The 13382-nt window shown below is 46.2% G+C and carries 9 protein-coding genes, 2 tRNA genes and 2 pseudogenes; 7 read left to right on the top strand and 6 right to left on the bottom strand.

Annotated elements, in window-relative coordinates:
* Window positions 1-1848: pseudogene (locus B9T16_RS18765) on the top strand (alpha-2-macroglobulin family protein); the annotation flags it as partial.
* Window positions 1849-1868: 20 nt separating this feature from the next.
* On the opposite strand, the gene B9T16_RS18760 reads toward B9T16_RS18765, so the two are convergent.
* Both B9T16_RS18760 and B9T16_RS18755 read right to left on the bottom strand, forming a co-directional pair.
* Window positions 1869-2174 carry a hypothetical protein gene (locus tag B9T16_RS18760; protein WP_410245464.1) on the bottom strand — a complete coding sequence of 102 codons (306 nt, stop codon included), beginning with the start codon at window positions 2172-2174 and terminating at the stop codon, window positions 1869-1871.
* Complete coding sequence (locus tag B9T16_RS18755; RefSeq protein WP_410245463.1) at window positions 2158-3222, bottom strand: ParA family protein; 1065 nt, start codon at window positions 3220-3222, stop codon at window positions 2158-2160. Before B9T16_RS18755 ends, B9T16_RS18760 begins: the two co-directional genes overlap by 17 nt.
* A 431-nt stretch (window positions 3223-3653) precedes the next feature.
* On the opposite strand from B9T16_RS18755, the gene B9T16_RS18750 reads away from it, so the two are divergent.
* Window positions 3654-3726: transfer RNA gene (locus tag B9T16_RS18750), tRNA-Glu, on the top strand.
* A 76-nt stretch (window positions 3727-3802) separates the two neighbouring features.
* On the opposite strand, the gene B9T16_RS18745 is transcribed toward B9T16_RS18750, so the two are convergent.
* Together B9T16_RS18745 and cofH are read right to left on the bottom strand one after the other, a co-directional pair.
* Window positions 3803-6082, bottom strand: coding sequence for a transglycosylase domain-containing protein (locus tag B9T16_RS18745; protein WP_410245462.1), 2280 nt, complete (start codon window positions 6080-6082; stop codon window positions 3803-3805).
* A gap of 105 nt (window positions 6083-6187) precedes the next feature.
* Window positions 6188-7324: a 7,8-didemethyl-8-hydroxy-5-deazariboflavin synthase subunit CofH gene (gene cofH / locus B9T16_RS18740; protein ID WP_410245461.1), complete on the bottom strand. Its 1137-nt coding sequence runs from the start codon at window positions 7322-7324 to the stop codon at window positions 6188-6190.
* A 68-nt stretch (window positions 7325-7392) separates the two neighbouring features.
* Between cofH and B9T16_RS18735 the strand changes: the two genes are divergently transcribed.
* The 5 genes from B9T16_RS18735 to B9T16_RS18715 all read left to right on the top strand — a co-directional run bounded on the left by B9T16_RS18735 (window position 7393) and on the right by B9T16_RS18715 (window position 12401).
* Complete coding sequence (locus B9T16_RS18735; RefSeq protein WP_410245460.1) at window positions 7393-8778, top strand: tetratricopeptide repeat protein; 1386 nt, start codon at window positions 7393-7395, stop codon at window positions 8776-8778.
* Window positions 8779-9781: 1003 nt separating this feature from the next.
* Window positions 9782-10276 (top strand): 2-amino-4-hydroxy-6-hydroxymethyldihydropteridine diphosphokinase, encoded by a 495-nt coding sequence (gene folK / locus B9T16_RS18730; RefSeq protein WP_410245459.1) that lies wholly within the window; start codon window positions 9782-9784, stop codon window positions 10274-10276.
* A complete protein-coding gene (locus tag B9T16_RS18725; protein WP_014276519.1) occupies window positions 10276-10821 on the top strand; it encodes an NUDIX hydrolase in 546 nt (181 codons plus the stop codon). Before folK ends, B9T16_RS18725 begins: the two co-directional genes overlap by 1 nt.
* 13 nt (window positions 10822-10834) lie before the next feature.
* Entirely contained in the window at window positions 10835-12259 is a 1425-nt protein-coding gene (locus tag B9T16_RS18720) for an FAD-binding domain-containing protein (RefSeq protein ID WP_410245458.1), read from the top strand.
* A gap of 58 nt (window positions 12260-12317) precedes the next feature.
* Window positions 12318-12401: transfer RNA gene (locus tag B9T16_RS18715), tRNA-Leu, on the top strand.
* Between the two features lie 527 nt (window positions 12402-12928).
* Here B9T16_RS18715 and B9T16_RS18710 read toward each other — a convergent pair.
* A complete protein-coding gene (locus B9T16_RS18710) occupies window positions 12929-13177 on the bottom strand; it encodes a hypothetical protein (RefSeq protein ID WP_410245457.1) in 249 nt (82 codons plus the stop codon).
* 22 nt (window positions 13178-13199) lie between these two features.
* A pseudogene (locus tag B9T16_RS18705) lies at window positions 13200-13382 on the bottom strand (RNA-dependent DNA polymerase); the annotation flags it as partial.

The following is a 13382-nucleotide window of genomic DNA, read 5'->3' as shown; positions in this document are numbered from 1 at the left end:
AACCTGAAAGGACAATTAGACATCACCGGAGACCTGAGTGGTGGACTGTTATTTTCAGCGGGGAATAAAACCAGCCACCACCTGAAAACCCAAGCGGAAACGGCCACCCAAGCCTATCGTTTTCCGGTGTTAGTTGAACAAGTAGGAAATTCCCTGGTAAAATTCACCAGCAGACTGCAAAATAAAACTGATAGTTTTCAAGTTCCTTTGGAGATAAAACCCCTAGAAACAACGGAACAGGTAATCGCTTCCGGGACTACCCGCGAAACCGTCAGCATTCCCATTAATATTGATGATAAGGTAGTCCCCAATGCGGGAGGTCTAACTATTTCCCTGGCTAATAGTTTAATCCCCCAATTAACACAACCTGCGACCCAAATTTTCCAACAGCCAACTTTACCATTCTTAGAACCCATAGCCAGTCGTTTATTAATAGCAAGTAATCTCCAAATTATTGGGAAAAATCCTAATGATTTATCGGGCTTAGATTTGGAATTGCAAGCTAATGATGCTATTAACAGATTAGCCGGCTTACAAAAAGAAGATGGCGGTTTTGGCTATTTTCCCGCCGCGAATATCTCCGATCCGCTACTATCGAGTTACGCCGCAGAAGCCTTAGCCAAAGCATCTCAAGCCGGATTTACGGTTAATAATAATCTGATTAATCGCCTCAGAAATTATCTAAATCAAGTAGTTGCTAATCCTGATGAAGATGGCTTCTGTGTTAATAATATCTGTAAAAACCGCCTGCGTCTTGAAGCGTTAATCGCCTTATCAGACTTAGGAGAAACGCGCAGTGATTTCATGGCAGAAATTTACGGAACTTGGCGGGAATTTGACCCCGCCACCCAAATTAAACTGGCTGGTTATTTAGCCAACTTCCCCCAATGGGAAACGGAATTTAATACGATTTTCCAAGATATCCAAAAACACATTTATCAAACGGGACGGACAGCGACGGTTAATTTACCCCCCGGATATCAATGGTTAGCCTCTCCGACGGTTTTACAGTCTCAAGCATTGCGCTTATATATTACCCAAAACCAACAGCCAGAAACTATCGGTAGATTAGTGGAAAGTCTGTTAAACCTGCGTCGTGAGGGAATTTGGCAAAATGACTATGATACCGCCGAAGCGTTAACGGCGTTAGTGGCTTATCAACAAACCCAAACCACGTCGGAAAGTTTCCGGGTTAATTTGCAAGTGGGGGGGTACATATCAGAGCAAATCGAGTTAGGAAATGATGGTAATTCTAGCTTTAATCTTAACCTACCGATGGCAGAATTACCCCAAGGAAATTATCAACTATCGATTCAACCTGAAAATTCGGGTAATTTACATTATTGGATAAAATACAGTTATCGCCTAGAAGGAAAGCAGCCAGGTCAACTTAATGGTCTTCGGGTGATTCGGACTATTCGACCGGCTAACGAAACTGAAAGTCTGCAAACCTATAGCCTCACAGAGGAGTCTAAACCTTTAACGGTGAAACCGGGACAGATATTTGATATTGGGTTGGAAATTATCGCAGATCATCCAGTGGATAAAGTGATGATTGTTGACCCTCTCCCGGCTGGTTTAGAGGCGATTGATAGGAGTTTTGAGACGAGTAATCAAGCCTTACAAAGTCAGGCTGATAGTTGGGAAATTGCCTATCAAACTATTTATCGCGATCGCATTATGGCTTATAGCGATCGTCTCATACCTGGTGCATATCATGTTCATTATCTAGTACGTTCTGTCACCCCCGGCGAATTTATCTGGCCGGGTGCTAGAGCCTATCTACAATATAACCCAGAAGAGTTCGGACGAACTACCTCTGGGTTGTTAGTGGTATCGGATAGATAGACTCGGAAAAGCTCCGCCTATTATACCATAAATGGAGGATAATAGCAAGTAATCATAATCAATTTGGTAGTGTTACCTAATGACACTTGAAAACGTGAAAAGGCGGCAGTTTGAGGACGTTCACCTTTATAAATTTCTAACATTCCCAGGGTGACAACTTCATGGATATAGTAATCTAACGCACTCACGGCTAAAACCAGGGATGCTCGTAAAATATCAGATAAATCTAAAGCCGGGGTCGATTGAGATTTAATATAGTTATGAACATCAATTAAATCCCTAACACGAGCAATACTGACCCGAAATTGGTCAAGCGCTAATTGCATAACTCTGAGAAGTTAATCCGATAACTTTATCTGCTAGGTCTGCAAATACCCCACGAAATTCTTCCTGTTTTTTCCGATTGTTTGTTAAAACTTTTCCAGCTTGTCTTAATTGCTCACGAGTTAAATCATAAATGGGAGTTTGATGCTTTTGAGAAAGGGCAATTAGACTATTAAAGTTAGAAATCTTGGTTAAAGTAAAAGTTTCGCTAATACCTTGCTCAAAATAACTGGGAGTAGGTAACATTAAACCAGATTGTCTGAACACAGGAACTAATTTATCTTTAACATCTGCCTCGATTTTGTCAATCCATTTTTGAAAAGCCACAGTTTCCTTACCGTGAATAATTCGATAATTCTGAATAATAGTTCCCAGAAAGCGAAGTTTAAAATCAGGAAATGGATAGATTGCCTCTTTTAAAATCGGTGACGAACTGGCTTTTTTAGCCCAGAATGACCATTTAGGCAAAATTTTACTCAAGGATTCGATCGCCATCACGGAGAAGAAATCAGCGGTAGTAGGAATGATAAAAAAGTCGCTGGTCATCAACAAATTTTGATTAATTGAATTCAAGCTAGGACTCATATCAATTAAAATATAATCCGCATTAAAGAGCGCGGCAGTTTTGTTAAACAATGCAGTAATAGACCCGGGTAAATTTTGGAGTGTTTGAATGGAACTACTTAACTCTTGAGCAATACCTAGGGTAACTTCATACTCAGCAAATCCCACATGACCCGGAAGTAAAAATAAGCCTTCTTGACCTAATAAAGGAACACAATTGACGGCTTCAATGGCTTTAGGTTGACCTTCAAAAGCTGGGGCGAGTCCGGTCTTAATGTTTGAATGTGTATTGTAGATAGCTTCGATTCTGGCTTGGTCATCTTCGGTATCTTGTTCTAAAGCCATACCAGTTAAATTACATTGTGGGTCAGCATCTACAATAATCACTTTTTTGCCTTTTGATGCTAACATCCAACCCAAGTTAAATGTGGTGGTGGTTTTACTGACTCCGCCTTTGTGATTAAATAGTGCGATTTTCTGAACCATGATATTTACCCTGTTTTTAACTCGCCGATGTTGGGTAATTGTAGCATATAATCATTGCCCCAACCTTTAATAATATGGGGGTTTGAGACTCAGTTCAGATGCTGTCTGATGTGGCTGTATCAATTCTGAGGTGATGGTGATGAGGTGAGAGTGGTGGGGGTCTGTCTGGCTCTGGGGAGACTGATGGCTAGATTTAAGGGGTCATGTTAGGATGGAGCCAGAGGCTTGATGGTGGCGGTTATGGTTCTAGGGACTCGGAAATATACGGGAAGTTAGAAGCCGAAACGCTTACCCAGAGGGAGATTAAGCGGCTGCCAGAAAAAAGTCAAAAAAAAATCGGCAAAAGGGTTGACAGAAGTTGAAAGATTCGCTAAGTTAATAAAGGTGAGAGCGCAAAAAGCTCGAAAATCAAAGGCGAAACACAAACACAAGCCCCCATCGTCTAGAGGCCTAGGACACCTCCCTTTCACGGAGGCGACAGGGATTCGAATTCCCTTGGGGGTACTCAAAATTTAAGGCTAGGGTAGGGATTGCGGAATGTGGTCTCTACCCTAGTCTTTTTGGTGATAGTTGGCTAACCTCAAGGGAGGATCTGGCGCATATAATCGCCCCATAATTGAGCTGCATTAGCGCTACTGCCGAAAGTGGGGGAATTGTCATCATTACCGAGCCAAATGCCTGTGGTGAGTCTCTGATTGGGTATATAGCCAATAAACCAGAGGTCAACATTGGAGTTGGTGGTGCCAGTTTTTCCAGCTTCCCCTAAACCCAAACTAGCATCCTGACCTGTGCCCCAACGAATTACTCCCTGTAGCATGGAAGTCATAGTTTCTGTGACGAGGGGAGAAACGACCTGGGGGACTCTGGGATTTTCTCGATCATAGGCATAAATGACCCGACAGCTATTAATATCGATCGCATCGGTGCAATCACTACTATCTAAAATACGTCTAATGCCGTGGGGATAGTGAGCTAAACCGCGATTAGCCATGACATTAAAAGCGCCAGTCATCTCTAGCAGGGTAACTTCACTTTGACCCAAAACCAAACCGGGAACCGGATTTAAATCGGAGCGAATGCCTAGCCGTCGTGCCATATCGACGACGGAATTTAAGCCGACCTCCTGGGCGACTCTTAGGGCGGTGACGTTTTCGGATAAAGCCATACCCCGATACATATCGACAGACCCACTACTGCGATCGCATCCTCTAAAAGTTTGTCCTTGCCAAGTGAGAGGTTCACAGGAATAGGTTCTACCGGGGGGGATACCCTTATCTAAGGCGGCGGCATAGGGAAAGAGCTTAAAGGTAGATCCGGGCTGTCGTAGGGCTTGAGTCACGCGGTTAAATTGACTATCCCCATAACTGATTCCTCCGACCATAGCCATAACTGCGCCATTACTGGAGTCGAGAGTGACTATTCCCCCCTGAGAAAAGCCAGCACCAGCGCCGACGGTAGCTAGATGTTGTTGCAAAGACCTCTCAGCGACGGCTTGCATTTGAGGATCTAAAGAGGTTTCGACAATAAAGTTACCCTCTCGCGCCAATTGACTGCCGAGAAGTCTCTCTATTTCGGTAAATACATAATCATAAAAGTAGGGTGCAATGGTACTTTCGAGAATTTCCCGCGCCCTGGGGTTAATTTCAATACGCGATCGCCTCGCCCGATCGGCTTCTTCAGAGTTAATCATTCCCAGGGCTTCCATTCTCGCCAAAACGCGATCGCGATACTGGACGGCTAACTCATAATTTTGAATAGGATTAAAACTATTGGGGGCGGGCAAAATACCTGCCAGAGTTGCGGCTTCGGACAGGGTTAAATTAGCGGCAGATTTGCCAAAATAGAACTGAGCGGCATTTTCAAAACCATAGAGGTCTAAGCCTAAATATACTCTGTTTAAATAGGTAAGTAAGAGAGTATCTTTCCCATAAAAAGTCTCTAATTTAAGGGCGACGATCGCCTCTCTGGCTTTCCGCCAGGCGGAATCTTCTGTGCCGACGTACTCCCTAAATAAAGTGCGGGCTAACTGCTGGGAAATCGTGCTGCCACCTTCTCTAATTGCACCGCCTTGTAAATTCGTGATAAAAGCCCTGAAAATTCCGATGGGGTCAATACCCATGTGCCAATAAAAGCGGCTATCTTCCGAAGCTATAACGGCCTTTGGTAGGTAAGAGGAAAAATCAGATAAAGCCTCTAATTCCAGTTGTAAATTATTGTTGGTTGTACCCCGCAGAGGCTGATTATCACGGGAATAAACGACTACCGGGCCATTGATAGAGCGAGGCAGAGGTCGCACGGTAAAATATTGCCACTGCCACAAAACGATTAAGGCGACCAAAGCACTAATACCACAGAAGGTATAAAGACCAGAGCGCAGTAACCGCAAATATAGGGGTGGTGGATCTACATACTGAACCCGAACACCATTAGCGAGTTCCGGGGGGCCTAAAGTAATGACATCCCCATGACGCAGGGGAAAAACCTGAAGCCGCCGCCGTCCCTTATAGACTCCATTGGTTGAGCTTTCGTCTTGGAGCAAAAATTGTCGAGAGGGATGTTCTCCCAAAATGGTTTTATGTGGTGGCTGACGTAATAAACACAGATGCACCTGACTAACTACAGGATTGCGAACCACGATATCACTAGATCGCGAAGAACGACCAATCACATAGCGATCGCCTAATAGCGGATAAACATCAGCCTTATCCGCATCAGCATTTTGCACCCAAAGTTCAGGAACCCTACTATTAGGCCTTAGTACCAGCCGGGAGAAGTTAACTCTGGCGTGAATGGTCTGCACAACCTGGGTGATGGCACTTATAACTGTATTTGACTTCGGGTCCGGCTTTTTAGATGACATATTTGGCGACATTTCGCATATAGCCGTTATGTGAGACTCACTGGCCTTAGCTGACTCGCAAGATTATAACACCTACTGTTAGTAGTGATTTACGGTTGGGGGAAATCAATGGATAATGCTATATAGGGTATCACGCTGGAGAGGTTTTCGCCCGACTGAGGCGATCGCCTGTTGAAGGTCTTTTACGGTCTGGCAGGTTCCCCCAGTAGCTCCTGCCATAGTGGTGATATGTTCTTCCATTAGGGTGCCACCGATATCATTACAGCCCCATTTTAGGGCTTCTGTGGCACCGGATAAACCCAATTTTACCCAACTAGGTTGATGGTTCATAATCCAGTTACCGAGGAAAATCCGGGCTATAGCCATGAGTCTGAGGCTATCAGTTAAAATTGGTTGGTCTCGTCCTACCCGGCGGCGTAAGGTGGGAGGTGCTTGTTCCCCGACAAAAGGCAGGGCGATAAATTCGGTAATGCGGGCGGGATAATTGCGGTCTATGGCTTTTTGTTGTAGCGATCGCAATTTTTGCAAGTGGGCGATCTGCTGTTGGTGGGTTTCAATGTGACCACATAAGATGGTGCTAGTGGTGGGAACTCCTAGACTGTGGGCGGTTTCTACAATTTCTAACCAGGTGGCTGTATTAATTTTTTCTGGACAGATGACCTGGCGAATGCGATCATCTAACACTTCGGCGGCTGTTCCTGGCATAGAACCGACTCCAGCATCCCGCAGTGAACCTATGACTACATCATAACTGAGGCGATCGCCACGGGCAATAAATTGCACTTCCTGGGGGGAAAAAGCATGAAGGTGTAAATTAGGAAACTCATTTTTGATGGTCTTCACCAACTGGAGATAATAGGGTAAAAACTGACCGTTAATCTGAGCCTTGGGATTTAATCCCCCCTGCATACAAATTTCGGTGGCTCCCCTTTCGACAGCATCTTTGGCTTTTTGGAGAATTTGCTCAAAACCCAACCAAAACGCCCCGGCTTCCCCTTCATCACGCCGAAAAGCGCAAAAATTGCAATGCTGTTCGCAAATGTTGGTAAAATTGAGATTGCGATTAATTACATAGGTTACAGTATCTCCACAATCACGCGATCGCCACTTATCTGCCACTTCTCGCAGACGTTCGGTAACTTTCGGGTGATTGGCTTCTAGTAGGATTAATCCTTGCTCTGGGGATAAATCAGCCCCCTCTGAGGCACAATCCAAAATGGCATCAACGGTTTGAGTTAACATACAATCTAATCAATAGTCTCCCAAGTTAAATCGGTCAGCATATTTACTCAAGTTCCTTAATTAATTGAATGACAGCAATGATATTAAAATCTGCTTTATCTATTGGAGTTCCCAGACGACCACTGCTCTGGTTTAGCCTCAAACTGCGGAATATACCGATTTTGATGCTTATGGGTGCGACTGTGTTGGTGTTCACGATCGCACCTATTCTAGCTCAGGAGGAACCATCTGCGGAACCATCCCCAACTTCGGAAATTGACAACCCATCTGTTGATCATAATCAATTACACAATCAGGGAGTTGAGCAATTCCATAAAGGCGAACATCGCGAAGCCATAGAAAGCCTAGAACAGGCATTGTCAATCCGCCGGAACCAAGGCGATCGCTTGGCTGTGGCGGAAACACTGAATGCTATTGGTGAAGTTTACAGCAATTTTAACGAAAGCGATCGCGCTTTACCAGCTATTTCTGAAGCCCTGGAAATTTACCGCCAACAAAACCCCCAGGGAGCCTCGGAAACGGCTCTAGTCGAAAGTGGTAAAGCCCGCAGTCTCAACCTTCTGGGTTTTCTTCACCGCCAACAGGGTGAATTTCCCCAAGCCCTAGAACACCATCAAGAAGCACTGAGACTAGCTCAAAGTGCAGGCGATCGTAGTGAAGTCGGGGAATCCTTACATAATATCGCGGCCGTCTATGCCAGTCAAGCTCAACCCACCCAAGCCCTCGACTATTATCAACAAGCCCGGGCTATTCGTCAAGAGGTTGGCAATTTACGGGATCTTTCCCGCACCCTCAACAATTTAGGGGCACTTTATTTTAGCATAGGAGAGGTAGAAAGAGCCCTAGAAATTTATCAACAAGCCCTGGCTTTCCGCCGACAAATAGGAGACCAAGCCGGGGTGGGGCGGTTGTTAAGTAATATGGGTTATATCTACCGCGAAAATGGAGATGATTTCCAAGCCTTAGTACACTTTCAGCAAGCGGCTCAACTCTTAGAACGCATCAGAGATAACGCTGGGGCGGCTCGTATCTTGAATTTAATGGGGATTATCTACGAAAATTTAGACCAGTTTCCTCAAGCGATCGAAACCTATCAGCAGGCTGCTAATTTGGCTAAGGAAGCTAATGATTTTGGTCTAGCGGGGACGGCACTTACCCAGATAGGTCGCATTTATAACAGTCAGGAAATGTGGGAAAAAGCCTTAGAAATTTATCAGCAAGCCCTAGAAGTTTATCGAGAATCAGAACAGCAGCCAGAAATTAGTCAAATCCTTAATCAGGTGGGCTCTATTCATGAGCAATTGGGCAACTATTCCCAAGCCCTAGAAACTCTCAAAAGTGCTTTATCTATCATCGAAGAAGCTGGAGACCCAGAAGCTGCACAGGCGACTCTCAACACGATTCAATCCCTCGAAGAAAAATTAACGGAAAATGAAAATGAAATGGATAATTGACAATTGTAGGGGCGGGTTCCGCAGTCAGTCATAGGAATGAGCGACCCGTTTAATAAACCCGCCCCACCCCACCGGTGAATTAATTGTTAATTATTAATTGTAGGGGCGGGTTCCGCAGTCAGTCATAGGAATAACCGACCCGTTTAATAAACCCGCCCCACCCCACCGGTGAATTAATTATTAATTGTTAATTGTAGGGGCGGGTTCCGCAGTCAGTCATAGGAATAACCGACCCGTTTAATAAACCCGCCCCACCCCACCGGGTAATTAATAAACCCGCCCCACCGGGTAATTAATTGTTAATTGTTAATTGTAGGGGCGGGTTCCGCAGTTAGCCATAGGAATGAGGGACGGGCTGAATAAACCCGCCCCACCCCACCGGGTAATTAATAAACCCGCCCCACCCCACCGGTGAATTAATTGTTAATTGTTAATTGTTAATTGTAGGGGCGGGTTCCGCAGTCAGTCATAGGAATGAGGGACGGGCTGAATAAACCCGCCCCACCCCACCGGGTAATTAATAAACCCGCCCCACCCCACCGGTGAATTAATTGTTAATTGTTAATTGTAGGGGCGGGTTCCGCAGTCAGTCATAGGAATGAGGGAAGCGCTTAATAAACCCGCCCCACCCACCGGGTAATTAATAAACCCACCCCACCCGGGGAATTAATTGTTAATTGTTAATTATTAATTGACAATTATAGGGGCGGGTTCTAAGGTGAGTTATAGGAATAACCGACGGGCTGAATAAACCCGCCCCACCCCACCGGTGAATTAATTGTTAATTATTAATTGTTAATTGTAGGGGCGGGTTCCACAGTCAGTTATAGGAATAACCGACGGGCTGAATAAACCCGCCCCACCCCACCGGTGAATTAATTRTTAATTATTAATTGTTAATTGTAGGRGCGGGTTCCGCAGTCAGTTATAGGAATGAGGGACGGGCTGAATAAACCCGCCCCACCCCACCGGTGAATTAATTGTTAATTGTTAATTGTTAATTATGGTTGATGCAAATGTAGCAATAGGTTTGGGTAGTAATCTGGGGTTATGTTGTCAAACATTAGAAACAGCCCTAGAATTACTTGGCGGCTATGGGGGAATTAGGGTGAAAGAACGATCGCATTGGTATCGGACAACTCCCGTGGGACCCCCTCAGCCGGATTATATCAATGGGTGTGCTACCCTCGTGGTGAGTATCTCCCCCCAGTTGCTGTTGGAGACTCTGCTAGAAATTGAGAAGACATTGGGGCGGGTGCGTGGGGAAAGATGGGGACCGAGAACCCTAGATCTTGATTTATTGCTGTTCGATGATTTAATCTTGAAGACACCTACCCTAGAAATACCCCACCCTAGGATGGGTGATCGGGCTTTTGTGTTAGTCCCCCTAGCGGAAATAGCCCCGGATTGGATAGATCCTGTCAGTAAAAAGACGATCGCCCAATTGCTGGAAACTATCGATCACTCAGGAGTCCAAAAACTAACTGTGGCTAACTAATGAAACCAGGTTCAGAACCCCCAGAAATCCTAGATCAACAACTGTTTTATCGAGGTCGGAAATTTAACTTTGATGTCCACCGCCTTCGCCTTCCTAATGGTGCGATCGGTCAGTGGGAATGTGTTAGACACCCCGGAGGCGCTTTAGTAATTCCCGTTACCCCAGAAGGTAAGTTGGTATTGGTCCGACAATATCGATTTGCGGTGGAAGGGCGGACTTTGGAATTTCCAGCCGGGACGGTAGAAGCTAACGAAGACCCCGCCGAAACCGTGAGGCGAGAAATTGAGGAGGAAACAGGCTACCGGGCTTCTAAGTGGCGTAAACTAGGGCAATTTATCCTCGCGCCGGGTTATTCTGATGAAATTATTTACGCCTTTCTCGCCGAAGATCTCGAAAAACTGGAAACTCCCCCCCCACAAGATGAAGATGAGGATATAGACACCGTTTTGATGACTCCCCAAGAGTTGGAAGAGGCGATTTTACAGGGGGAACCTGTCGATGCTAAATCTATGGCTAGTTTTATGTTAGCTAAACCGTTTCTATAACTCTGTAGTGTTTATGTCGGATTTAATCTTATTTTGGCATCGTCGAGATCTGCGGATTTCTGATAACTGGGGACTGGCGGCGGCGCGTCGGGTCACTTCTCAGGTGGTGGGGGTCTTCTGTCTCGACCCGGAGATTTTGAGCGGTGATGATATCGCCCCCGTCCGTGTGGCTTATATGCTGGGCTGTCTGCAATGTCTACAAGAAGACTACCAACGGGGGGGGAGTCAATTACTGATTATTCAGGATAACCCGGCTCAAGGTCTGCGAAAATTGGCCGTGGCTTTGGGGGCGATCGCTGTTTATTGGAATCAAGACGTTGAACCCCTCCCCAGACAACCCGATCGCTCTGTAGAAGAGTCCCTGACAGAGGTGGGAATTAAAGTTGAGACTTTCTGGGATCAGGTTTTGCATTCCCCAGAAGCCATTTTTACCGGGTCTAAGGAACCCTATAAGGTTTATACTCCCTATTGGCGGAAATGGATTCAGCAACCCAAACCAGAACCCTGTCAGCGACTAAAATCTACCGGTCTGACAGAGGCTCAGGAAAAGGCGGCTCTGGAGGCGGGAGCGATCGCTTTACCCACGGCTAAGGATTTGGGATTTATCTGGTCGGAACCTTTTATCCTAGAACCCGGAGAAACGGCGGCGAGCGATCGCTTGGAAATCTTCTGCGATCGAGCCATTTATGAGTATGACCAAGGGCGGAATTTCCCCGCTATTGATGGCACCTCTGTGTTAAGTCCGGCTTTGAGATTTGGGGCGATCGGTATCCGTACCCTTTGGCAAAAAACCCAAGAAATTATGGCTTTAACTCGCAGTGACGAAGCCCGCCACCATATTCAAACTTGGCAGCAGGAACTCGCTTGGCGCGAGTTTTATCAACAGGCTTTATATCACTTCCCCGCCTTAGCCACCGGTGCTTTTCGTCAGCCCTTTGACCGTTTCCCTTGGTCAGATAATCAAGAACATTTCCAGGCTTGGTGTCAAGGACGCACCGGCTATCCTATTGTTGATGCCGCCATGCGTCAACTCAATCAAACTGGATGGATGCACAACCGTTGTCGCATGATTGTTGCCAGTTTTTTGACCAAGGATTTAATCATTAATTGGCAATGGGGAGAAAAGTATTTTATGCAAACCCTTATTGATGGCGATTTAGCCTCAAATAATGGTGGTTGGCAGTGGAGTTCCTCCAGTGGCATGGACCCTAAGCCTTTGCGGATTTTTAACCCCGCTTCCCAAACCCAAAAATATGACCCCGAAGCTGAATATATCCGCCAGTGGTTGCCAGAATTGCGGAATTTGGACACCGCCCACCTGGTGACTGGCAAAATTTCATCAGGCGATCGACAAGCCTGTGGCTACCCACAGCCCATTGTAGACCACAATCGACAACAAAAATTGTTCAAGTCGATTTATTCCCAATTAAAGGCTTGACAAATTCCCCAAACTATGGCAGGATGTTAAATTGTGCAAAACAAATAAACCTACTCATGCGGAACTGGCGGAATTGGTAGACGCGCTAGATTCAGGTTCTAGTGTTCGCAAGGACTTCCGGGTTCAAGTCCCGGGTTCCGCATTGGCGAAACCAGGTTGGGTTGGGGGAAGTTGGGTTACGCTGCGCTTCACCCAACCTACATACTCACTCCCAATAATGCGATCGCTTTTGAGTGCATCAGTGTGAGGGTAGAATGGGGGTTATAGGTTGTAATTGGGCTTCAAGTCCCGGGTTCGGCATTGGCGAAACCAGGTTGGGTTGGGGGAAGTTGGGTTACGCTGCGCTTCACCCAACCTACATACTCACTCCCAATAATGCGATCGCTTTTGAGTGCATCAGTGTGAGGGTAGAATAGGGGTTATAGGTTGTAATTTGGCTTCAAGTCCCGGGTTCGGCATTGGCGAAACCAGGTTGGGTTGGGGGAAGTTGGGTTACGCTGCGCTTCACCCAACCTACATACTCACTCCCAATAATGCGATCGCTTTTGAGTGCATCAGTGTGAGGGTAGAATAGGGGTTATAGGTTGTAATTTGGCTTCAAGTCCCGGGTTCGGCATTGGCGAAACCCGATTGCTCACTGGCAGATAGCTGAGTCAAGCAACTGTTCGGTTACCCTACCAAGCTACCTGACTCGGTTTGATTTTCGGATGCCGTCGCCGACATCTCGGGAATCAGGCTAGACTCTTCTACGGCACACCCGACAAATTCCCATCCATCGGCTCTGGCACGGAAGAGTCTTGGGGGGGCACAGGCTACCCGAAAACCGTTGTTGTTGTTGAGGTTGTCCGGGTCGTTCCTGTTGCGGTTGGCACAACGGCAGTTTTCAGGATTGTTGTTCCACGAACCGCCGCGCAGCACTCGGGGTAGCCTGAACCCCTCTTCACTCCCTCACCCAGGCGAGAGAAGCGAATAGCTGTTGTTGCAGTCGCCAGGTGTCACCGTGGTTGAGGTGGGCGAACCAACTCTGCAAAGATTGTTCGACTTCTGACTTGCTAATCTTACCACAAACATAGTTTTTTTGCAACTTTCGCAGCCGTTTTCGGCCCCGCTTCAAGTTGTCGCT

The organism is Arthrospira sp. PCC 8006, assembly GCF_046480465.1.
GTDB lineage: Bacteria > Cyanobacteriota > Cyanobacteriia > Cyanobacteriales > Microcoleaceae > Limnospira > Limnospira platensis.
Note: the sequence above shows the minus strand (reverse complement) of the source record. Positions and strands in the feature narration are given on the sequence as shown.